Below are 21,380 nucleotides of genomic sequence, written 5' to 3' on the forward strand. Positions count from 1 at the left end.
GAGCAGGAAGGAGCCCGGTGCCTCACAACACCGACGCGGTCGGGAAGCGGTACGACCCGGTCGTCTACGCGGTCGGGCGCGAGAAGGTGAAGGAGTACGCGCTCGCGGTCGGCGAGACCAACCCGCTGCACCTCGACGTCGCGGCGGCGCGCGCCGCCGGCCACGCCGACGTCGTCGCGCCGCCGATGTTCGCGGTCGTCTACCAGTCGCCGTCGGTGATGCCGGCGCTGTTCGACCCCGAGGTCGGGATCGACTTCGCGATGCTCGTCCACAGCGCCCAGGAGTTCCGCTGGGAGCGGCTCGTCGTCGCCGGCGAGGAGCTGACGACCGCGACGACCGTCGCGGCGATCAGCGAGAAGGGCGGGATGGGCTTCTTCGACTTCGAGGTCGAGACGGTCGACGCCGCGGGGAAGCCGGTCGCGACCGGCATCTGGAAGATGATCGTGCGAGGAGAGGCGTGACGATGGCCTTCGCGTTCGAGCCGGGCGCCGAGCTGCCCGAGCTGAAGACGACCCCCGACCGGTACCTGACGGTCCGCTACGCCGGCGCGTCCGGCGACTTCAACCCAATCCACATCGACGAGGAGTTCGCCAGATCGGTCGGGCTGCCGGGCCGCATCCTCCACGGCCTCTGGTCGATGGCGCAGGTCGCCCGCGCCGCCACCGACGCGGCCGGCGACCCGGCCGCGCTCAGATCGCTGTCGGTGCAGTTCCGCGGCATGGGCGTGCTGGAGCAGGAGGTCGTCGTGACCGCGAAGGTCAAGGCGGTCGAGGACGGCGTCGCGCGGATCGCCGGCGAGGCGCGCCAGGGCGACACGCGGATCGTCCGCAACGCCGTCGCCGAGGTCTCCGTCCCGGAGCGGTAGGGCCTGAGCCGCCGCGGCGCGGGCGTCGTCCGCACGCGCCCGCGCGCGCCGGCGGGCCGGCGCGGCGCCGCCGGTCGGCCGGCCTAGAATGAGAGGATGCTCACCCCGCGGCAGGAGCTGATCCTTGGAAAGGTCGTCGAGGGCTATCTCGAGGCCGGCCAGCCCGTGGGCTCCAAGGCGCTCGCCGCCGACGTCGAGTGGGGGCCGTCGACGATCCGCAACGAGCTGGCGATGCTCGAGGAGCACGGGCTGCTCGCCCACCCGCACACCTCCGCCGGCCGCGTCCCGACCGAGTCCGGCTACCGCTACTACGTCGACCGCCTGCTGAGCGGGCGCGAGCGCACCGGCGCGGAGCTGGAGAAGCCGCAGCTGTCGCTGTCGCTCGTGCGCCACGAGATCGACGAGGCGGTCCGCGTCACGACCGAGACGCTGTCGCAGGTGACCAACCTGCTCGCGATCGTCTCCGCGCCGCCGCTGGAGACGGCGACGGTCCGCCACGTCGAGGTGCTGCTGCTCCAGCCGCAGGTGCTGATGGTCGTCGTCATCACGTCGACCGGCGGGGTCACCAAGCGCGTCTTCACCTTCGAGGAGCCGGTCGACCCGGGCCTCGCCGACTGGGGCGCCAGCTTCCTCAACGAGCAGCTGGCCGGGATGGGGCTCGGCGCCAGCACGCTCCAGCGGCGGCTCGCCGATCCGAGCCTGTCGCCGCGCGAGCGCGGCTTCGTCGACGCGATCTCGCCGGTCTTCACCGAGCTGGCCGGCGACGTCGAGCACACGCTCTACGTCGACGGCGCCGCGCGGCTGGTCAGCGACTACCAGTTCGGCGACGTCGCCCAGCTGAACGAGGTGATGCAGATGCTGGAGCGGCGCGTGACGCTGCTCGGCGTCCTGAGCGCCGCGCTGGTCGAGCGCGACGTCTACGTCCGCATCGGCCGCGAGAACGAGGCGCCGGCGCTGCGCTCGCTGGCGCTCGTCGCCGCCAGCTACGGGCTGCCGCGCCGCAGCCTCGGCACCGTCTCGGTGCTCGGGCCGCTGCGGATGGACTACGGCCACGCGATCCGCTCGGTGCGGGCCGCCGCCCACCAGCTGTCGCGCTTCGTCGAGGACGTCTACGAGGACTGACCGGTCCGCGGCGCTGGCCCGCGCCCCGCTCATTCGACCGTCACGGTCTTCGCGAGGTTGCGCGGCTGGTCGACGTCGAGCCCGCGCAGCCGTGCGACGTGGTAGGCGAGCAGCTGCAGCGGGACGATCGCGAGCAGCGGCGCGAGCATCCAGTCGGTCGCCGGGACGCGGATCACGTCGTCGGCGTGCGCGCCGATCTCGCCGTTCCCCTCGGTCGCGACGGCGATCACGTGCGCGCCGCGGGCGCGGACCTCCTGGACGTTGGAGATCAGCTTGTAGAGCACCGGCGCGTCGGTCGCGACGCAGACGACGGGCGTCGCCTCGTCGAGCAGCGCGATCGGGCCGTGCTTCATCTCGCCGGCGGCGTAGGCGTCGGTCGCCGAGTAGGAGATCTCCTTCAGCTTCAGCGCGCCCTCCAGGGCGACCGGCAGGCCGACGTGGCGTCCGAGGTAGAGGAAGAAGCGGGCGTCGCGATGGCGCGCCGCGATCGCGCGGATCTCGGCGTCGCCCCGTTCCAGCAGCGCGGCGATCCGGTGGGGGATCAGCTTCAGCTCGCCGATCAGCTCGCTCAGGCGCGCGGGCTCGAGCGTGCCGCGCAGCTCTGCGAGCCGCAGCGCGAGCAGGTACATCGCGGCGACCTGCGCGACGAAGGTCTTCGTCGCCGCGACGCCGATCTCCAGGCCGGCGCGGGTGAACAGCACGCCGTCGGCGTCGCGCGTCGCCTGCGAGCCCATCACGTTGACGATCGCGAGGACCTTCGCGCCGCGCGCTCTCGCCAGGCGCATCGCGGCGAGCGTGTCGGCGGTCTCGCCCGACTGCGAGATCCCGATCACGAGATCGCCGGGCCCGACCACCGGGTCGCGGTAGCGGTACTCCGAGGCGATGTCCATCTCCACCGGGACCCGCGCCCAGCGCTCGATCGCGTAGCGGCCGATCAGGCCGGCGTGGTACGAGGTGCCGCAGGCGACGACGACCACCCGGCGCGCCGCGCGCAGGAAGGCGTCGTCGATCGCGCCGAGGTCACCGAGGTCGATCCGGTCGCGATCCGCCACCCGGTCGGCGATCGTCTCGGCGACGGCGTCGGCCTGCTCGTGGATCTCCTTCAGCATGAAGCTCTCGCAGCCGGCCTTCTCGGCCGTCTCGGCGTCCCAGTCGATCTCGACGACCTCGCGCTCGATCGGCTCGCCGGCCGGCGACATGAACTCGACCCCGCCGGGCCGCAGCACGACCAGCTCCCCGTCCTCGACGAACTGCACGCGGCGGGTGCGCTCCAGGAAGGCCGGCATCGCCGAGGCGACGAACTGCTCGCCGTCGCCGCGGCCGACGACCAGCGGGCACTCCCGCCGCGCCCCGACGAGCACGCCCGGCTCGTCGGCCGCCATCGCGACGAAGGCGAAGTGGCCGACCAGCTCGCCGTAGGCGGCGCGCACCGCCGCCGGCAGATCGCCGTCGTAGCGGCGCGCGATCGCATGCGCGATCACCTCGGCGTCGGTCTCGGAGGAGAAGCGGGCGCCGTCGTCGCAGAGCGCGCGCGTCAGCGAGACGTAGTTCTCGACGATCCCGTTCACGACGACGTGGATCCGCCCGGAGGTGTCGACGTGGGGATGGGCGTTGCGCTCGCTCACGCGCCCGTGCGTCGCCCAGCGGGTGTGGCCGATGCCGCACGCCGCGTCGGCGACCGCCACCGGCGCGCCGCCGTCGGCGACCGCCGCCGGCGCGCGCTGCGCGACCGCGTCGCGCAGCGCGCTGAGGTTCCCGACCGCGCGCACCGACTCGACGCCGGCCTCCGACAGGATCGAGATGCCCGCGCTGTCGTAGCCGCGGTACTCCAGTCGCGCGAGCGCCGCCAGCAGCAGCTGCTGGACCGGACGGGGGCCGACGTAGCCGACGATGCCGCACATGGGGAACCTCCGTGCCGAACGACGCGGAGCCGCGTCGCGACGGCTCCGGCGGGGCCTCGGAGCGGCCCCGCAGCCGCACGGTAGCGCCCACCGCACCGGTGATCGGTATGAGTCGCAGATGAGCCGGCCGCCGCTCGCCCCGCGCTCCCCGGGCGGCGTTCAGCGGATGAACGGAAAGCGGGCCGACCGGCCCATTGGCGACGCGGCGGCGATCTCGCAAGATGGCCTCCTCGTGATTCGGCGTAGGGGAACGTGCGCGGTCGATCGGGGGCGTCGCCGTCGCGCTCGCCTCCGCGCGGCCGCCGCGGTGGCGCTTGCCTGCGGAAGCGCGGCAGGGGCCCTCGCGCCCGCGGCCGTCGCCGAGGAGCCGCCGCTTCCCGGGCCGCCGCCCGGCGCCGGCGCCGGCTTCCCGCTGCCGCCGGCGTCGGGACCGATGGCGCCGACGCCGCCGGCCGGTCCGCCCGGCTCGATCGCGCCGGCGTCCGGGCGGCCGGCGCTCGCCGACGGCTCCGGCCGGGTGAGCGCCGGCGGGCGGCTGACGCTGCGGATCGCCTGCCGGGCGAGCGGTCAGGCGCGGCTCGACGTGACCGCGCTCGGATCGGCGCCGCTCGCGCGGGCGAGATACCGCTGCCGCGGCGGACGCGCCGCCGCGCAGCTGCGGCTGGCGCGCGCCGTCGTGCCGCGGCTCGCGCGGCTGAGCCCCGCGGTCGGCCGCGTGACGCTGCAGGAGCGGGGCGCCGCCGCGCGCGTCTCGGTCGCGCTCGGCGCCGCCGGGCGCTCGACCTCGCCGGGCTTCTGGAGCGACGGCGGCCTCCAGTGCGCCTCGCCGGGACCGCGCCAGACCTACCTCGTCGGGCCGAACTTCACCGTCTCGCCGGCGACGTCGATCTCCGTCCGGCCGTGGATCGCGACCTACACCTCCGCTGGCGGCTGGCGCTGGCTGGGGCTGAACGGCGGCGCGAGCCGCTGGCTGCAGCTGACCGCCACCCCGGCCGGCGTCGCCCAGTGGCTCCAGCCGACCGGCGCGCTGAACCCGTGGACGTGGGGCCCGATCACCGCCCCGCCGAGCGGGAGCGTGTCGGCGATCGGCCTGTTCGAGGTGATCTACTGGTACGGCGGGCGGCCGACCTACGTCTGGAAGTACACCCACTCGTTCGTCGGCTCCCAGCCGGCCGGGGCGTTCTGCGCGTTCCCGTGAGCGGGCTCGGATTCACAGCAGCTCGTCGCGGACCGCGCGCACGGCCGCCTGGATGCGGTTGGCGACGTGGAGCTTGGCGAGGATGCTCGAGATGTGGTTCTTGACCGTGTGCGGGCTGATGTAGAGGCGCTGGCCGATCGCGGCGTTGTCGGCGCCGTCGGCGACCAGCCGCAGCACCTCCCGCTCGCGCGGCGACAGGCGGGCGTCGCAGTGGGCGTCGGCCGGGCGGCTGCTGGCGCGCATCCGCGCCAGCAGCGTGGCGGCGACGCGCGGCGAGAGGATCGCCTCGCCGGCGCAGACCGCGCGGACGCCCCCGACGATCGTCTCGACAGAGGCGTCCTTCAGGAGATAGCCGCGGCTGCCGGCGAGCACCGCGTCGGTGAGGTCCTCCTCGGCCTCGGAGACGGTCAGGACGAGGACGGCGGTCGCCGGCGCGTCGTCGGCCAGCCGCCGGATCGCGTCGATGCCCGACCCGTCCGGCAGGCTGAGGTCGACGATCGCGACGTCCGGGGCGTGGCGCTCGACCTGCTCGACGCCGCTCGCGACGGTCGGCGCCTCGCCGACGACCGCGATCCCGTGCTCCTCCAGCAGCTCCCGCAGCCCGGCGCGGAAGAGCGTGTGGTCCTCGATCAGCACCGTCGTGATCGGCCGGCTCACGGCGGCGAGGCCTCCCGCGTCAGCCGCAGCGCCGCGTCGCGGTCGCCGACGCCGAGCCGGTGGGCGGTCGCGGAGACGTGCCGGCGGACGGTCACGGGGGAGAGGCCGAGCCGGTCGGCGACCTGCTTGGTCGTGAGCCCGCGGCGCAGCAGCTCCAGCACCGAGGCCTCGCGCGGCGACAGCGTCACGACGGCGCCGTCGGCCGCCCGCACCCGGCGCGCGCCGCTGCGCGTCTGCAGCTCCTCGACGATCCGCGCCGTCAGCTCGCTCGACAGCGGCGCCTCGCCGTGGACCGCGCCGTGGACGGCGCGGACCAGCTCATCGGGCCCGATGTCCTTCAGCAGGTAGCCGATCGCGCCGGCGCGCAGCGCCGCGATCAGCTCGTCGTCGGCCCGTCTGGCGGCGAGCATGATCACGCGCGTGCGCGGAGCCGCGGCGGCGATCGCGGCGACCGCCGCGAGCGCGCCGCCCGGCAGGCCGACGTCGAGCAGGCAGACGTCGACCTGGCACTGGCGCGCGCAGGCGAGCGCGCCGGCGGCGTCGCTCGCCTCGACGACGCTGGTGATGCCGTCGCGCTCCAGCGCCATCCGGATGCCGAGCCGCGTGATCGGCTGGCGCTCCGCCAGCAGAACCCGCAGCGGGTCGCTCACGGCAGGCTCACCGCCACTTCGGTCCCCCTTCCGGGGGCGGAGACGACGCTGAAGCTGCCGCCGAGCAGCTCGGCGCGCTCGCGCATCGACAGGATGCCCCAGCCGTGCGACCCCGCGGCCGCCGCGGAGGCGAAGCCGGCGCCGTCGTCGGCGACGCTCAGCGCGACGCGGTCGTCGCGCGCGTGGACGTGGACGCGCACGCGCCGGGCGGCGCCGTGGTCGGCGGCGTTGGCGAGCGCCTGGCCAAGGATGCGCAGGACCGCGATCCGCCGGTCGCGGTCGACGTCGCAGGAGAGCTCGAGGCGCAGGTCGACGGCGACGCCCGAGCGCGACTCGAACGAGCTGACCTCCTCCTCCAGCAGCTGCGAGAGCGGCAGCTCGCGCGCGGCCCGCAGCTCGTCGATCGTCAGGCGCGCCTCCCGCAGCGCGCGGCGCGCGGCGGCGCGCAGCTCGAGCAGCGCGCGCTCGTCGTCGGCCCGCGACGGGAGCCGGTCGAGCTGGAAGACGATGAACGCCAGCTCCTGCGCGACGCCGTCGTGGACGTCGCGCGCGATCTCGCGCCGCTGCTCGGCGAGCGCGGCCGCGACCGGGTCGCGGCGGCGCCGGCGCGCGGCGCGTGTCGGCGGCGGGCGCCGCCTTCGTGTCGGTCGCCGATCGTCGGGGCGACTCCCCTGCGCATGTCGGGCCCGACCGCCTAGCAGTCGTCTTGCCATGACTCGAGATCCCTCGACCTCCGCCGTGAGGTCTGGTCGCGGACAGCAGATTCGGTGGCCGGCAACCTGCCGAGCCACCGTAGCGCGCGCCCCGCGCCCGCTGGAAGCGCGCTCCGGCATCGTCACGCGATCCATACGAAGGTGGGCTGCGATGGCCCAAACTGCCCCGTCGATTTGGCCGTCGCGGCCAGTCCCCGGCGGGCCGTTCAGCGGCTGAACGCGAGATGGGACACGCGGCCCATTGGACCTTCCGGTGCGACCGTCGACACTGGGCGCTCGACCGATGAGCGGACTTCATCGAGTCCTCCACCGGAGGTGACGCCGAACCATGGAAGCCAGGAGGGTCGACGCGAGCGGGGCCGGCGCCCCCGCTCAGGCTCCGACGCGGTCGCGACGCGGCCGGTGGCTGCGCGGCGGAGGCGGCGGCGCCGATCTCGTCGAGCAGCTGGAGGCCGAGGTCGCGCTCCTGCGCGAGGAGAACGCGCGTCTGGAGATCCGCGCCGCGCGCGCCGGCGAGGCGCGGTCGTGGGAGGAGCGGATCCGCGACCTCGTCCCCCGCGGCGAGCAGGTCGCGGCGACCGACGACCAGTCGTGGGAGCTGCTGACCGAATGCCAGCTGCTGCGCGCCGCGCTCGTCGACGCCTGCCGCGAGGTCGAGGCGGCGATGGCGCAGATCCGCGGCCGGCTGGAAGCGCTCGCCGCGCCGACGCCGTTGGAGACCGCGGCGGACGAGCGCACCGACGAGGGCGCGCCGTGACGGCGACCGCGTCGCTGCAGGAGCGGGCGCAGACCGCGGTCCTCGACGCGACCGCCGGCGCGGCGCGCGCGCCGGTCGTCCGCCGGACGCGCGCGCCCCGCGTCCTGATGACGACCGAGGGCACCTACCCGTTCGCGGTCGGCGGGGTCAGCTCCTGGTGCCATGTCGTGGTCGGCGGCCTGCCCGAGTTCACGTGGCGGATCCTCCCCATCCACGCGGGCGGCCGCCGACCCGTTCAGCTGTTCGAGCTGGCGCCCCATGTCGCGCTGGCGGGCCGGATCGAGGTCTGGTCCGAGCAGATGCCGCCGCGGCGCTGGAACTCCGGCCGGCGCCGCGGCGCGCGCCCGGGGCTGCCGGCCGAGCTCGCCCGCACGCTGATCGGCTGGCGCCGCGACGACGCGCTGCTGCTCGACGCGCTCGCGTGGTGCCGCGCCCACCCCGACATGCTGCGGCCGACCTTCCGCTCGATCGACGCGTGGGACCGGTTCGTCGCCGAGCTGGAGCGGGTCGTCGCCGAGCGCCACCCGGACATCGCGCCGCCGCCCGAGCTGGACGCCGTCGACGCCGCGACGCTCTACCAGCAGCTCTACTGGGTGGCGCGCACCGCAGCGGTGCGGACGCCGCCCGCCGACGTGCTGCACGTGACCGCGGCCGGATGGGCCGCGATCCCCGCGCTCGTCGACCGCCACGTCGCGGGCACGCCGCTGCTGCTGACCGAGCACGGCGTCTACGTGCGGGAGGCGTACCTCGCCGCCGCGCGCGGCGGCGCCAGCGCCGGCGAGCGCTTCCTCTCGACCCGCCTCGCCCGCGGCCTCAGCCTCGCCACCTACGCGGCCGCCGACGTGATCGCGCCGGTGACGGAGGCGAACGCGGCGTGGGAGGTCGGGCTCGGGGTCGACCCGCGCAAGGTCTGCGTGATCCACAACGGCATCCCCGCGCCGCGCGCCTTCATCTCGTCGCCGGGGCGCAGGAAGGTCGTCTCGATCGGCCGCATCGACCCGCTCAAGGACGTCCAGACGATGCTCCGCGTCGCGGCCGAGGTCGGCCGGCGGATGACGGACGTCCAGTTCGAGTACTGGGGGGCTCCGACCGCCGGCCAGGAGGCGTACGCGGCAGCGTGCGAGCGGCTGCGCGTACGGCTCGGGCTGGACGGCCGCTTCCGCTTCATGGGTCAGACCAGCACGCCCGACGAGGTGCTGCGCGAGGCCGACGTCGTGCTGCTGACGAGCATCTCCGAGGGGATGCCGATGGCGGTGCTCGAGGCGATGGCGCAGGGGCGCGCCGTCGTCGCCACCGGCGTCGGCGGCGTGCCGGACGTGCTGCACGGCTGCGGGATCATCGCCTCCTCCGGCGACGTCGAGGCGCTCGCGAGCGGCGTCGTCATGCTGCTCGGCGACCGCGAGTTCGCGGGCCGGATGGGCCGCCGCGCCTTCGATCGCGTCTGCGGCGAGTACACCCAGGCGCTCTGCCTCGACCGCTACCGCGCGCTGATCGGCCAGCTGCTCGACGAGGCCTCCGAGGCGCGCCGATGAGCGTCGAGCCCGGCACCGACGGCGCCGGCGCGGTCGTCCGGGCGCGGCTGGGCCGCACGCCGCAGGACATGCTGGAGGCGGCCGTCGTGCTGGAGGCGTGGGGCGGGATGTCGGCCGAGACGGCGCTGCGGCTCGGCCCGCGCGTCGTGCTGCCGGCGCTGCGCTCCTCCGACCCGCGGCGGTGGCGCCCGACCTCGGCCGAGGGCCGCAAGTCGGTCGTCGCCGAGGGCGTCGGCCTGCTGACCGCGATCCTCGCGATCGCCGCGTGGGCGGGACCGCTCAGCGCGGCGATCGGCGACCCCGCCTTCGAGCTGGCGCTGCGGATCGCGCTGCCGGTGACGCTCGCGCTCCAGTGGGCGATCCGCAGCCGCTACCTGAGCCGGCGCGCCGGCCTCGTCTGCCTGAAGGAGGACTGGTTCGCCTTCGTGCTCGCCGTGACCGTGGTGGAGGCGTGCGTGATCGCCGTGCCGACCGCCGGCCCGGTCGCGGCGATGCTCGTCGGGGTGTGGGCAGGGGGGACGCTGCTCACGCGGCGCGGCTGGGGGCCGGCCTACGCCGCGCTGCTGATCGCCGCGACGATCGGGCTGATCTGCGGGCTGCCCGCGATCGGCTCGCTGGCCGTCCTCACCGCGGCGACGGTCGCGACCGGCGCCGCCGCCGTCGCGACCGCGCCCGGGTTCGCGCTCGCGCCGCCCGGGCGGGTCGGCCGCGCGCTGGCGGCCGGCCTGATCGGCGCGCTGCTGGGGATGCTGCTGATCAGCGATCCGACGCTCGGCTGGGGGATCCACGGCGCCTTCCCGGCGCTGGCGCTCGTCCCGTCGGTCGTCGGCAGCTTCTGGGGCGGCTACCACCTGTGGCGCTTCCACGACGAGGTCCCGCGCGGGCTGCGCGGCGTCGAGCTGTCGCGCGCGAGCGCCTCGATGCTGCGCGGGCCGGCGACCGAGCTGGTGCTGGCGGCGCTGTTCCGCCTGATCGGGATCACGGTCGTGCTGTCGCTGCTGGTGCTGGCGATATCGAGCTGGACCTCGGGGACCGACGACGTCAGCCTCTTCGTCGCCTTCGGCTGCGCGGCGCTCGTCTGCATGTTCGTCAGCCTGCTGGAGTCGCTCGGCTACGTCCGGTGGGCGCTCTTCTCGGCCGCCACGAGCCTCGTCGTCGAGCTGCTCGTCAGCGCGTCGCTGGGCGCGCCGCTCGCCGGCGCCGGGCTGATCGCCGGCGGGACGGTCGGCACGCTGCTGGCGCTGGCGCCGCTGGTCGGCGTGCTGCGCTTCCCCGGCCGCATGCTCGCGACGGCGCTGTGGATCCAGTGACGCGGCTCGATCTCAGCAGGTCCGACGCCAGGCGCCGAGGTCGAGCCGCTTGCGGATCGCGTTGATCCCCAGCCGGCGCGCCTCGGCGCAGAAGCGCGCGGGCGGGAGCGCGTACTCGGCGTCGAAGACGGCCTTGCCGGCGCGCAGGAACGGCCGCGTCCGCTCGCACTCGCGGTACTGGAAGCACTGCTCGACGATCGCGAAGTCGAAGCTCGGCTGCAGCGCCCGCGCCTGCTCGAGGTCGTTCTTGAGCGCGACCGCGAGGCCGAAGCGGTGGGCCGTGCGCGCCAGCCAGCGGTTGAAGGCGAGCTGGTCGCGCGCCGTGAGCGGGAAGCCGGTGTCGTTGGTCCAGCCGTCGACGTTGTCGGGCTCGACGGCGTCGAAGCCCTTGCGCGCGCACATCGCGATCCGCGCCCGCAGGACCGGCGCCAGCTGGCGCAGGCGGCGCACGTCGAGCCAGCGCTCGCCCGGCCAGCCGTTGCCCTTGCCGAGCGTCGCGGCCGGGAAGCGGTCGCGGTCGGGCCGCCAGCGCTCCCACGCTCCGGCGCTGATGTAGCAGACGACGTAGCGCCCGTCGCGGTGCAGCCGCGCGACCTCGGCGGCGCTCGTCTCGAAGCCGTCGACGTCGTAGACCCGGGCGGAGACCGAGCGGTCGATCGGCCCCTGCAGCTGCCATTGCCAGGTCGCGTCCGCGGGCGGCCGCACGACGAGCGCCGCGAGCACGAGCGCGATCAGCGCCACGTCTCGCTCCGGACCGGTTCGGCGAGGTGGGGCGGACGGTCGAGCTCGAGCACGCTGACGGCGGGGTGGAAGCCCTCCGCCAGCGAGCGCTGAGCGGCCTCGGCGGCGCCGGGCGAGCCGGGCGCGGCGTAGTCGAGCGTGAAGACCGGGAGGCCGCGGTCGCGCAGCCGCCGCAGGCCGGCGAGCAGCGCCGCGGTCTCCGCGGGCGGGGAGGCGACGTAGCCATCCTCCCACCGCCAGAAGACGTCCTCGTGGGCGATGCCGTCGATCGGCAGCCGGTCGGCGACGGCGAGGCCGTTCTGCGCGACCAGCAGCAGCGACGGCGCGGCCGCGCGCAGCGCCGCGACCAGCTCGACGAGCGCGTCGGCGAGCGGCGGGTGGTCCTCGGCGACGTCGAGGTTGTCGAGGTAGAGGCCGTCGAACCCGGCCGCCGCGAGCGCGGCGGCCTGCTCCGCCATCAGCGTGCGCCAACCCGGCGCGCGCACGTCGGCGTAGCGCTCGTCCGGCCAGTCGGGGACCGGCTCCAGCTGCCAGGCGGCCGGCACGCGCGGTGCGTACGGGCGCCACGCCTCGACCGTCCCGACCGAGAGGTAGGAGAGCACGAGCGTGTCCGGCACGAGCCGCGCGAGCGCCGCGGCGACGCGCCGGCGGTCGCCGCCGCGCTCGCCGACGCCGTCGATCACGACCAGGTCGTAGCCGGAGAGGTCGCAGGCGTCCGGCTCCGCGCCGAGGACCGGAGCCCAGCGCCGGGCGGCGCGCAGCGCCTGCGCGCGCCGCGCGCGGGCGTCGTCGCCCGCGGCCGGATGGTTCGCGCTCATCTGCACCTCCAGGTCGGCAGTGCCGAGCGAACCGACGGTAACACAGCGATCGCGGCGTTCAATCGGATGAACGCACAATCCGCCACGCGGCCCATTGGGACACGCGGCCGTTTGGTCGAGACTGCGGACGTCCCCGATCGAAGGAGCGGAGGGACATGTGGACGAAGACGCTCGCGCTCGCCGTCAGCGCGTTGACGATCGCCGGCACGCTGGCGCTGACCGCCTCCCCGGCGACCGCGGCGGCGCAGCGGATCGACATGCGGGTGCTCCTGCTCGGCGCGACCGGCGGCGAGCCTTCGTTCACGGCCTGGCAGGCGCAGCTGCGGCGCGAGGGCGTCCCCTTCGACGCGCTCGTCGCGAGACCGGGCCACGCGCCGATCACGGCGTCGACCCTGTCGAGCACGCTCGCCGACGGCACCCAGGAGGCGAAGTACCAGGCGGTGATCGTCGCGGTCGGCGGCCTGCCGATCTGCGACGCCAACGGCGCCAACTGCACCTCCGCACTGTCGACCGAGGAGTGGGGCGCGCTGCAGGCCTACGAGCAGGCCTTCCACGTCCGCCAGCTGACGGCGTACGCCTTCCCGAGCGCCGCGTACGGCCTCAACGCCCCGACCTTCTCCGGCGAGATGGGCGGGCAGGTCGGGAACCTCACCGCCCGCGGCGCGCAGCTGTTCCCGTACCTGAGAGGGCCGGTCACGATCGCCGCGGGCGCCTTCGGCCACCAGGCGACCCCGCTCGCCGGGGCGAGATTCGAGACGGCGCTCGCCGGGCCGAACGGCTCGGCGCTCGTCGGCGTGCTGAACCATCCCGACGGCCGCGAGGAGATGGTCCAGACCTTCGATGGGAACCAGTTCCAGCTCCACTCGTGGCTGCTGCGCCACGGTCAGCTGGAGTGGGTCACGCGCGGCACCTACCTCGGCCTGCAGCGGAACTTCCTCGAGCTCCAGATCGACGACGTCTTCCTGCCCGACGACAGCTGGGAGATCGCGACCAACCAGACCAACTACGACCCCGCCGCCGCGATCCGCATGACGGCGGCCGACGTGACCCGCCTGTCGAACTGGACCAGCGCGACCGGCATCCGCATGGACATGGTCTTCAACGGCGGCGGCAGCATCGCGGAGGCGGCCGCGCGCGGCTCGGATCCGCTCCTGCCGGCCTTCCAGGCGGTCAAGAACCGGTTCGGCTGGATCAACCACACGCTCGACCACCCGAACCTCGACTGCTCGACCCGGCCGTTCATCGCCAACCAGATCGCCGCCAACACAAGCTGGGCGCAGCAGAACGGCCTGCCCGTCAACCCGGCCGAGCTGGTCACCGGCGAGCACTCCGGCCTCGCCAACCTCGTGCCGGGCAACCCGGGCACGATCGACCCGCCGTTCCTCGACGAGGCGACGCCGGCGGCGACCGGCGGCACGCTCGCCGCCGGCAGCTACGACTACAGCGTCACGGCGCTGTCGAGAAACGGCGAGAGCACCGGCTCGACGACGACGGTGACGACGACCGGCGCGACCGGCTCGGTCGCGCTCTCGTGGGAGGCGATCTGCCACGCGGTCTCCTACCGCGTCTACCGTCGCCCCTCGCCGGCGGGTCCGTGGACGCTGGTGGGGTCGCTGCCGCAGCCGGCGGGCGCCTTCACCGACGCCGGCCCGATCGCGATCTCCTTCACCGACACCGGCGGCGCCGGCAGCGGCGGCGCGCCGCCGGCTGCCAACGGCGCCCGGATCGACCCGTACGGCGGGAACCCGGCCTTCGTCGCGGCGCTCGGCGACACCGGCGTCACCTCGATCGCGAGCGACGCCTCCAAGCCGTACCCGCAGGACCCCAGCGCCACCTCCGGTCCGCAGTGGCCGGCCGGCGCCTCGTTCCTCGCCGGGCCGGCGCGCGCGGTCCCGCGCTATCCGACCAACGTCTACTACAACGTCGCGACCGAGGCGCAGCTGCTCGACGAGTTCAACTACCTCTACCTGCCGCCGTCGCTCGGCGGCGCCTGCGTGAACACGGCGGTCACGACCTGCCTGACGCAGCCGGCGACCTGGGATGACGTCCGCAACGGCGAGGCATCCCGGATCTTCGGCCACATGATGGGCAACGACCCGCGGCCGCACTACTTCCACCAGAGCAACATCGCGCGGACGGCCGAGCCCGGCGGCGGGGTGCTCTACCCGATCGTCGACGCCGTGCTCGCCGACTACGCCAGATACTTCGCGGCCAACGCCCCGATCGTGCAGCTGTCGCACGCCGGCATCGCCGACCTGATCGCGCGCCAGGACGCGTGGGGGGCCGCCGGCGCCGGCCAGGTCCGCGGCTACATCGAGGGCGACAGGGTCACGATCGTCAACAGCGGCGGAAGCGCCGTCTCGCTGCCGCTGAGCGGCACCGAGGTCGGCGAGGCCTACGGCGGGACCCGCTCGGGGTGGGCGAGCGCTCCGCCCGGCACGAGCGCCCACGTCGCCGTGGCGCCGTGGCCGGGCACGCCGGTCAGCCCGCCCGTGACCCCGCCGGTCACGCCGCCCGTGACGCCGCCGACGACGACGCCGCCCGGGAGCGGAGGCCCTTCGGCGCCGCCGCCGGTCGTCGTCCCGCCGGCGGCCAGAGCACCGGTCTCGCTCGGCAGAGCCGCGCCGAGAAGAGCCGTCAAGAAGAAGAAGGCGAGCGCCAAGAAGAAGTGCGTCAAGCGCCGCCGCGTCGTGCGCGGGCCGAGAGGGAGACGGCGGGTCGTGACGGTGCGCGTCTGCCGGCCGCGCCACCCCGGGCACACGGGCAAGGGGAGACGCCCGGGCGCCAAGGGCAGACGTCCGGCCGCCGGCCCGCGGCGTTGAGACCCCTCGCTCACCGGTCACATACCATGGAGGGGTGCCCACGGCGAGCGACTACTACGAGCGTCTCGGCGTCGCGCGCGACGCCGACGCGAACGAGATAAAGAAGGCATTCCGGCGGCTGGCGCGCGAGCTGCACCCGGACGTCAACAGCCACGACCCGGAGGCCGAGGAGAAGTTCAAGGCGGCGGCCGAGGCCTACGAGGTCCTCTCCGACCCCGAGCGCCGCGCCACCTACGACCGCTACGGCGCCGACGGCCTCCGCAACGGCGGCTTCCAGCCGAGCGGCTTCGGCTCCTTCTCCGACATCTTCGACGCCTTCTTCGGCGGTGACGTCTTCGGCGGCGGCGGCGCCGGCCGCGGCGGCCCGGTCCAAGGCGGCGATGTCGCCGTGACGGCGACGATCGACCTCGCCGAGGCGGCGACCGGCACGTCCGCCGAGGTCTCCTACGACGCCGTCGTGCGCTGCGAGACCTGCCACGGCAACGGCGCGGAGCCCGGCACGCCGATCGAGGCCTGCGAGCGCTGCGGCGGCACCGGCCAGCTGCGCGCCGTCACACGGACCCCGTTCGGCCAGGTCGTGCGCGCGACCGTCTGCGACACCTGCGGCGGCGACGGCAGGGTCCCGACCTCGCCGTGCAAGACCTGCGGCGGCCGCGGCCGCCGCGTCGAGCGCGTCACCGTCAGCGTCGACGTGCCGGCCGGCATCGCCGACGGCCAGCGGATCCGCCTCTCCGGCCGCGGCCACGCCGGCGAGCATGGCGGCCCGCCCGGCGACCTCTACGTGCTCGTGCGCGTCCGCGCGGACGAGCGCTTCGTGCGCGACGGCGACGACCTCGTCACCGTCGTCGACGTCTCGGCTCCGCTCGCCGCGCTCGGCACCGCGATCGAGGTGCCGACGCTGGAGGGCCCGCAGACGCTCGAGGTGCCGGCGGGGATCCAGCCGAACGAGACGCTGACGCTGCGCGGCAGAGGGATGCCGGCGCTGCGGCGCGGCCGCAGGGGCGACCTGCGCGTCGTCGTCAACGTCGTCATCCCGCGCCGGCTGTCGGGCGAGCAGCGCGAGCTGCTGGAGCGGCTCGCCGCGACGCTCGGCGACGACAACCTTGGCTCCGAGGAGGAAGGCGTCTTCTCGAAGCTCAAGCGCGCCTTCGGCGGATGATCCGGCTCGCGCTGAGAGTCGAGCGCGCCCACGCCGAGGTCGCGCTCGCCGAGCTGCTCGAGCTGGCGCCGAGCGGCGTCGAGGAGGTCGACCACGGCGACACGGTCGAGTACGCCGTCTACGGCCCGCCCGGCGAGCTGCCGGCGCTACCCGAGCTGCAGGTCGCGATCGGCGGCGCGCTCGTCGAGGTGACTTCCAGCGAGCTGCCCGACGACTGGAACGAGCGCTGGAAGGCGTTCCACACGCCGCTCGTGCTCGGCTCGCGGCTGGCGGTGCGACCGCCGTGGGAGCGGCCGCTCGGCGCCGACGTCGAGCTGGTGATCGACCCGGCGCAGGCGTTCGGGACCGGTTCGCACGCGACGACCCGGCTCTGCCTCGAGCTGCTCGTCGCGCTCGCCGACGAGGGCGGGGAGCGCGGTCCGCTCGTCGATGTCGGCTGCGGCTCCGGCGTGCTCGCGATCGCCGCCGCGAGACTGGGTTGGGAGCCGGTCGTCGCGGTCGACTACGACCCGCTCAGCGTCACGGCGACGCGCGACAACGCGGCCGTCAACGGCGTCGCGCTCGACGTCCGCCAGGGCGACCTGCGCAGGGAGCTGATGCCGGTCGCGCCGACGGCGCTCGCCAATCTGCTGCGCCCGCTGCTGCTCGACTGGTGCGCGACGCTGGTCGATCCGCCGCGGACGCTGATCGCCTCGGGGCTGCTGGTCCACGAGGCCGACGAGATCGCCGACGCCTTCCGCGACCGCCACGGCCTGGTCGAGCGCGACCGCCGCGAGCTGGGCGAGTGGGCGGCGCTGCTGCTGCGGGCTCCCTGACCGCGCCGCCGCCGGCCGATGAGGTGCGATTTCCGGTCGCTGAGCGACCAGTGATCGCACCTCATCCCGTCACGTGCGCCTCGAGCCAGTCGCGGAAGCCGCCGGCGAGGACCAGCTCGGCGAGGCGCGCGTAGCCGGCGGCCGCCGGGTGCGAGCCGTCGCCGGCGTGCGCCTCCTCGCGCCACAGCGGATCGGCCGAGAGCGCCGGCGCGACGGCCGCGTACGGGAGCCCCCGCGCGCCGCACAGCCTCGCGAAGGCGTCGTCGAGCGCCAGCACGCGGCCGTCGGCGTGCGGCTCGCCGACCGGGACCGGTCCGACGACGAAGGCCGGCAGGCGCATCAGCGCGGCTCCCTCGAGCAGCTCGGCGAGGGTCGCGGCCGAGTGGCCGGGATCGACCCGCGGCGGGTCGTCGTCGGCGGGATCGCCGCAGGCGTCGTTGGCGCCGACCGCGAAGACGACGCCGTGGGCGGCGTCGCCGCGCAGGCGCGGCCACGCCTCGCCCTGCCAGCGGGCGGCGACCTGCACCGAGGTCTCGCCGCGGACCCCGAGGTTGTAGGCGGTCAGCGGCTGGCAGGCGGCGGCGACGCGGCCGACCCAGCCGAGCGCGGTCGGGTCGCCGGCGCCGGCGGTGAACGAGTCGCCGAAGAAGAGCACGCAGCGGTCGGACATGCGAGCAGCCAACCAGATCGGCGCCGCCGGCGCCGCACAGCTCGACGTTGCGCCACCGCGCGCAGCGGGCATAGGCCCGACATGGCCTGGGACATCGTCATCGCCGGCGGCGGCTTCGGCGGCTACTACGCGGCGCGCACGCTGGAGAAGACGCTGCCGCAGCACGCGGCGCGCGTCACGCTCGTCAACGACGTCAACTTCATGCTGTTCACGCCGCTGCTGCCGGGCGCGGCCGCCGGGACGTTGGAGCCGCGCCACGTCGTCGTCCCGCTGCGCGAGCAGCTGAAGCGGACCGACCTGTGGCTCGGCCACGTGACCGGCGCCGAGCCCGACCGCGACCGGCTGATCGTCGACTCGCTCGACGGCCGCCGCCACGAGCTGCGCTACGACCAGCTGATCGTCGCGCTGGGCTCGATCTCCCGGACGCTGCCGATCCCCGGCCTCGCCGAGCACGCCGTCGGCTTCAAGACGCTGTCGGAGGCGATCGCGCTGCGCAACCGCGTGATCACGATGCTGGAGATCGCCGAGACGGTCCACGACGCCGAGCAGCGGGCGGAGTTCCTCACGTTCGTCTTCGTCGGCGCCGGCTACGCGGGCCTGGAGGGGATCGCCGAGCTGCAGGACTTCGTCACCGACGTGATCGACCTCTATCCCCGCTGCCGCGTCCAGGGCGTCCGCTTCATGCTGGTGGAGGCGAAGGAGCGGGTGATGCCCGAGGTCGCGCCGCGGCTGGCGGCCTTCGCCGAGCGCGAGCTGCGCGGGCGGGGGATGGAGATCCGCACGAACACGACGGTCGAATCGCTCGACGAGCGCTCGGTGACGCTGAAGGGCGGCGAGGTGATCCCCGCGCGCACCTGCGCCTGGACGGCCGGCGTCAAGCCCAGCCCGGTCGTCACGAGACTGGGCCTGCCGATCGGCAGAGGCGGGCGGATCGCGGTCGACCAGACGATGCGCGTGCCGGGACACAGCAACGTCTGGGCGATCGGCGACGCGGCCGACGTCGAGGACCCGGCGCGCCGCGGCCAGCCGGCGCCGCCGACCGCCCAGCACGCGATCCGGCAGGCGAGACGGGTCGCGCGCAACGTCGCGGCCGAGCTCGGCGCCGGCGGCAAGGTGCGGCCGTTCACGTACAAGACGAAGGGCGTCTTCGTCGACATGGGCCGCCACCAGGCGGTCGCGAGCACGATAGGCGTCAGATGGCGCGGCTTCCCGGCGTGGTTCCTCGCCCGCACCTACCACCTCGCGAACATGCCGGGCTGGCATCGCAAGTCGCGCCTGCTGGTCGACTGGACCGTCTCGCTGCTGTTCCCGCGCGACATCTCCGAGCTCGGCCAGATCGGCAACCCGCCCGAGCTGGAGCGCGACGTCGCCGGCGCGGCCGCGTCCGCCGCGCCGCCGACCTCGGCGAGGACGGCGGCCGGCGCGTGAGAGCGCTGCGGCGGCGGCGCGGGCGCGCCGCGCCGCCGCTCGGGCGCCGTCAGCCCCTGAACGAGAGCGGCGGAGTCTGCGCGGCCACCATCAGCCGGTTCCAGCCGTTGATGACGGTGATCGCGAACAGCACCTGCGGCAGCTCCTCGCCGAACTGCGCGGCGGCCTCGTCGTAGACGGCGTCGGCGACGTGGCCGTCGTCGGCGAGCCGCGTCATCGCCTCGGCGAGGTCGAGCGCGGCCCGCTCGCGCGCGGTGAAGAACGGCGACTCGCGCCACGCGGCGACGGTGTCGAGCTTCCGGTCGGCGACGCCGATCCGGCGCGCGTCGGCGTGGTGCATGTCGAGGCAGAAGGCGCAGCCGTTGATCTGGGAGACGCGGATGTCGATCAGCTGGCGCAGCTCCTCGTCGAGCCTCACGCTGCGCGCCAGGGCGAACATCGCCTTGTAGTTGTCAGGCGCGGCGTCGGGCAGCGAGGCGATCCGGACGCGCGGGACGACCGTCGCGGTCGAGGGGAGGGGAGCGGTGGAGGTCATGGTCCTCACACTAGGCCCGGAACGGGACGTTCGACAGGTCCAATCCCGCACGGTCGACACGAACCAAGCGCGCCGGTCGCGACGGCCGGCGAGCGGCGCGCGCGAGCGCCGCGCCGCGGGGCCCGCGACCGCCGCGCCGCGCGGCCCGCGACCGCCGCGCCGGACTGGCCGCGACCGCCGCGCGAAGGCCGCCGCCGGCCCGCTGGGTCGCCGCCCCTCCGGCTATCCTTGAACACCGTGACCGTCGCCGAACGACTGAGATCCGACATCACCGCCGCGATGAAGGCCGGAGAGCGCGACCGCGTGGGCGCGCTCCGGCTGCTGCTGTCCGAGCTGCAGAAGGCGGCGAAGGAGGGCGACGGCGACGAGCTGGCCGTGCTGCGCCGTGAGCGCAAGCGCCGGCTCGACGCCGCCGAGCAGTTCACGGGCGGCGGTCGCGAAGAGCTTGCGGCGAGAGAGGCCGGCGAGGCGGAGCTGATCGCCTCGTACCTCCCCGCCGAGTTGTCCGACGAGGAGCTGCAGGCGATCGTCCGCGACGCCGTCGCCGAGACCGGCGCCTCCTCGCCGAAGGAGATGGGCCAGGTGATGAAGGCGGCGATGGCGCGCACCGGCGGCCGCGCCGACGGCAAGCGCGTGTCGGCCCACGTGCGGGAGGCGCTGGCGTCGTAGTGGCGGGCCCGCGCGCAGAGTCGCCGCAGGACGCGCCCGTGAAGCGCAGGCTGGAGCTGGACAACGCGGTCGCCGCGGAGCTCTCCGGTACGCGCGACGAGGTCCTGCGGACGCTGGAGAGCAACCTCGACTGCAACGTCTACCTGCGCGGCAACGTGCTGACGCTGGAGGGCACGCCGGAGGCGGTCGAGGCGGCGACGCAGGTCGTGCGCGAGGTCTCCGACCTCGTCGCGCGCGGCCACGAGATCGCGCCGGGCACGATCCAGGCGATCCAGGGCGCGCTGCAGCAGCACGAGTCGCCCAGCCGCGTGCTGGAGGACGTCGTCTGGCGCCACCGCAGAACGAAGGTCGCGCCGAAGACCGTCAACCAGAAGCGCTACGTCGACTCGATCCGGAGAAACACGATCACGTTCGGCGTCGGCCCCGCCGGCACCGGCAAGACGTGGCTGGCGGTCGCGATGGCGGCGGCCGCGCTCAGCCGGCGCGAGGTCAACCGCATCATCCTCACCCGCCCGGCCGTCGAGGCCGGCGAGCGGCTCGGCTTCCTGCCCGGCGACCTGATGGCGAAGGTCGACCCCTACCTGCGGCCGCTGTTCGACGCGCTGCACGACATGATCGACCCCGAGAGAGTGTCGGCCCACCTCGAGCGCGGCGTGATCGAGGTCGCACCGCTCGCCTTCATGCGCGGCCGCACCCTCAACGACTCCTTCATCATCCTCGACGAGGCGCAGAACACGACGCCCGAGCAGATGAAGATGTTCCTCACCCGCCTCGGCTTCAACTCGAAGATGGTCGTGACCGGCGACGTGACGCAGATCGACCTGCCGAGCGACCAACGCTCGGGGCTGATCTCGGTCGCGGAGGTCCTCGACACCGTCGACGGGATCAGATTCGTCAGGTTCGGCGGCGAGGACGTCGTGCGGCACAAGCTCGTGCAGCGGATCGTCGAGGCCTACGCCGACCACCAGCAGCGGCTCGCGCCCGAGCTGCGCCCCGCCGACCGCAAGCGGGCGTAGGG

The 21,380-nt window shown here is 74.9% G+C and carries 21 protein-coding genes; 13 read left to right on the forward strand and 8 right to left on the reverse strand.

Going from position 1 to position 21,380, the window contains the following annotated elements:
- The first annotated feature begins 17 nt into the window (after positions 1–17).
- The 3 genes from BDZ31_RS17630 (at position 18) to hrcA (ending at position 1,987) form a co-directional block, all read left to right on the forward strand.
- Positions 18–461: an FAS1-like dehydratase domain-containing protein gene (locus tag BDZ31_RS17630; RefSeq protein ID WP_183343670.1), complete on the forward strand. Its 444-nt coding sequence runs from the start codon at positions 18–20 to the stop codon at positions 459–461.
- A gap of 2 nt (positions 462–463) precedes the next feature.
- A complete protein-coding gene (locus BDZ31_RS17635) occupies positions 464–865 on the forward strand; it encodes a MaoC/PaaZ C-terminal domain-containing protein (RefSeq protein ID WP_183343671.1) in 402 nt (133 codons plus the stop codon).
- 96 nt (positions 866–961) lie between these two features.
- Entirely contained in the window at positions 962–1,987 is a 1,026-nt protein-coding gene (hrcA, locus tag BDZ31_RS17640; protein ID WP_183343672.1) for a heat-inducible transcriptional repressor HrcA, read from the forward strand.
- 29 nt (positions 1,988–2,016) lie between these two features.
- Here the strand turns inward: hrcA and glmS are convergent, their stop codons facing one another.
- A complete protein-coding gene (gene glmS, locus BDZ31_RS17645) occupies positions 2,017–3,888 on the reverse strand; it encodes a glutamine--fructose-6-phosphate transaminase (isomerizing) (protein WP_183343673.1) in 1,872 nt (623 codons plus the stop codon).
- A gap of 433 nt (positions 3,889–4,321) precedes the next feature.
- Here glmS and BDZ31_RS17650 point away from each other — a divergent pair, with 433 nt between their 5' ends.
- Positions 4,322–5,086 (forward strand): hypothetical protein, encoded by a 765-nt coding sequence (locus tag BDZ31_RS17650; protein ID WP_183343674.1) that lies wholly within the window; start codon positions 4,322–4,324, stop codon positions 5,084–5,086.
- A gap of 12 nt (positions 5,087–5,098) precedes the next feature.
- Here the strand turns inward: BDZ31_RS17650 and BDZ31_RS17655 are convergent, their stop codons facing one another.
- Genes BDZ31_RS17655 through BDZ31_RS17665 form a run of 3 tightly spaced genes read right to left on the reverse strand, consistent with a single transcriptional unit; the run spans position 5,099 to position 7,106 of the window.
- Positions 5,099–5,743 carry a response regulator gene (locus BDZ31_RS17655; RefSeq protein WP_183343675.1) on the reverse strand — a complete coding sequence of 215 codons (645 nt, stop codon included), beginning with the start codon at positions 5,741–5,743 and terminating at the stop codon, positions 5,099–5,101.
- Positions 5,740–6,393 carry a response regulator gene (locus BDZ31_RS17660; protein ID WP_183343676.1) on the reverse strand — a complete coding sequence of 218 codons (654 nt, stop codon included), beginning with the start codon at positions 6,391–6,393 and terminating at the stop codon, positions 5,740–5,742. The genes BDZ31_RS17655 and BDZ31_RS17660 overlap by 4 nt, the downstream gene beginning before the upstream one ends.
- Positions 6,390–7,106: a sensor histidine kinase gene (locus tag BDZ31_RS17665; RefSeq protein WP_183343677.1), complete on the reverse strand. Its 717-nt coding sequence runs from the start codon at positions 7,104–7,106 to the stop codon at positions 6,390–6,392. The genes BDZ31_RS17660 and BDZ31_RS17665 overlap by 4 nt, the downstream gene beginning before the upstream one ends.
- 328 nt (positions 7,107–7,434) lie before the next feature.
- Here BDZ31_RS17665 and BDZ31_RS17670 point away from each other — a divergent pair, with 328 nt between their 5' ends.
- The 3 genes from BDZ31_RS17670 to BDZ31_RS17680 are packed head-to-tail and all read left to right on the forward strand — an operon-like array spanning position 7,435 to position 10,705.
- A complete protein-coding gene (locus BDZ31_RS17670) occupies positions 7,435–7,863 on the forward strand; it encodes a hypothetical protein (protein WP_183343678.1) in 429 nt (142 codons plus the stop codon).
- Positions 7,860–9,395 (forward strand): GT4 family glycosyltransferase PelF, encoded by a 1,536-nt coding sequence (gene pelF / locus BDZ31_RS17675; RefSeq protein WP_183343679.1) that lies wholly within the window; start codon positions 7,860–7,862, stop codon positions 9,393–9,395. Before BDZ31_RS17670 ends, pelF begins: the two co-directional genes overlap by 4 nt.
- On the forward strand, positions 9,392–10,705 hold the full coding sequence (locus tag BDZ31_RS17680) for a hypothetical protein (RefSeq protein WP_183343680.1): 1,314 nt from the start codon (positions 9,392–9,394) through the stop codon (positions 10,703–10,705). The genes pelF and BDZ31_RS17680 overlap by 4 nt, the downstream gene beginning before the upstream one ends.
- 12 nt (positions 10,706–10,717) lie before the next feature.
- Here the strand turns inward: BDZ31_RS17680 and BDZ31_RS17685 are convergent, their stop codons facing one another.
- Both BDZ31_RS17685 and BDZ31_RS17690 read right to left on the reverse strand, forming a co-directional pair.
- Entirely contained in the window at positions 10,718–11,440 is a 723-nt protein-coding gene (locus BDZ31_RS17685; protein ID WP_221243159.1) for an endo alpha-1,4 polygalactosaminidase, read from the reverse strand.
- Complete coding sequence (locus tag BDZ31_RS17690) at positions 11,437–12,264, reverse strand: glycoside hydrolase family 191 protein (protein ID WP_183343682.1); 828 nt, start codon at positions 12,262–12,264, stop codon at positions 11,437–11,439. The genes BDZ31_RS17685 and BDZ31_RS17690 overlap by 4 nt, the downstream gene beginning before the upstream one ends.
- 155 nt (positions 12,265–12,419) lie before the next feature.
- Between BDZ31_RS17690 and BDZ31_RS17695 the strand changes: the two genes are divergently transcribed.
- From BDZ31_RS17695 to BDZ31_RS17705, 3 genes are read left to right on the forward strand one after another with little or no spacing between them, the layout of a single operon-like run.
- Positions 12,420–15,086, forward strand: a complete 2,667-nt coding sequence (locus tag BDZ31_RS17695; protein WP_183343683.1) for an Agd3-related carbohydrate-binding protein — start codon at positions 12,420–12,422, stop codon at positions 15,084–15,086.
- A gap of 34 nt (positions 15,087–15,120) precedes the next feature.
- Positions 15,121–16,245, forward strand: a complete 1,125-nt coding sequence (gene dnaJ, locus BDZ31_RS17700) for a molecular chaperone DnaJ (protein ID WP_183343684.1) — start codon at positions 15,121–15,123, stop codon at positions 16,243–16,245.
- Positions 16,242–17,060, forward strand: a complete 819-nt coding sequence (locus BDZ31_RS17705) for a 50S ribosomal protein L11 methyltransferase (protein WP_183343685.1) — start codon at positions 16,242–16,244, stop codon at positions 17,058–17,060. The genes dnaJ and BDZ31_RS17705 overlap by 4 nt, the downstream gene beginning before the upstream one ends.
- Positions 17,061–17,121: 61 nt before the next feature.
- On the opposite strand, the gene BDZ31_RS17710 is transcribed toward BDZ31_RS17705, so the two are convergent.
- Positions 17,122–17,730: a GDSL-type esterase/lipase family protein gene (locus BDZ31_RS17710; RefSeq protein WP_183343686.1), complete on the reverse strand. Its 609-nt coding sequence runs from the start codon at positions 17,728–17,730 to the stop codon at positions 17,122–17,124.
- A gap of 81 nt (positions 17,731–17,811) precedes the next feature.
- Here BDZ31_RS17710 and BDZ31_RS17715 point away from each other — a divergent pair, with 81 nt between their 5' ends.
- Positions 17,812–19,158, forward strand: coding sequence for an NAD(P)/FAD-dependent oxidoreductase (locus BDZ31_RS17715; RefSeq protein WP_183343687.1), 1,347 nt, complete (start codon positions 17,812–17,814; stop codon positions 19,156–19,158).
- Between the two features lie 49 nt (positions 19,159–19,207).
- Here BDZ31_RS17715 and BDZ31_RS17720 read toward each other — a convergent pair whose 3' ends face one another.
- Entirely contained in the window at positions 19,208–19,693 is a 486-nt protein-coding gene (locus BDZ31_RS17720; protein WP_183343688.1) for a carboxymuconolactone decarboxylase family protein, read from the reverse strand.
- A 237-nt stretch (positions 19,694–19,930) separates the two neighbouring features.
- Between BDZ31_RS17720 and BDZ31_RS17725 the strand changes: the two genes are divergently transcribed.
- Positions 19,931–20,362: a GatB/YqeY domain-containing protein gene (locus BDZ31_RS17725; RefSeq protein ID WP_183343689.1), complete on the forward strand. Its 432-nt coding sequence runs from the start codon at positions 19,931–19,933 to the stop codon at positions 20,360–20,362.
- 38 nt (positions 20,363–20,400) lie between these two features.
- On the forward strand, positions 20,401–21,378 hold the full coding sequence (locus BDZ31_RS17730) for a PhoH family protein (protein ID WP_343075621.1): 978 nt from the start codon (positions 20,401–20,403) through the stop codon (positions 21,376–21,378).
- Positions 21,379–21,380: the final 2 nt, after the last annotated feature.

The organism is Conexibacter arvalis, from assembly GCF_014199525.1.
GTDB lineage: Bacteria > Actinomycetota > Thermoleophilia > Solirubrobacterales > Solirubrobacteraceae > Conexibacter > Conexibacter arvalis.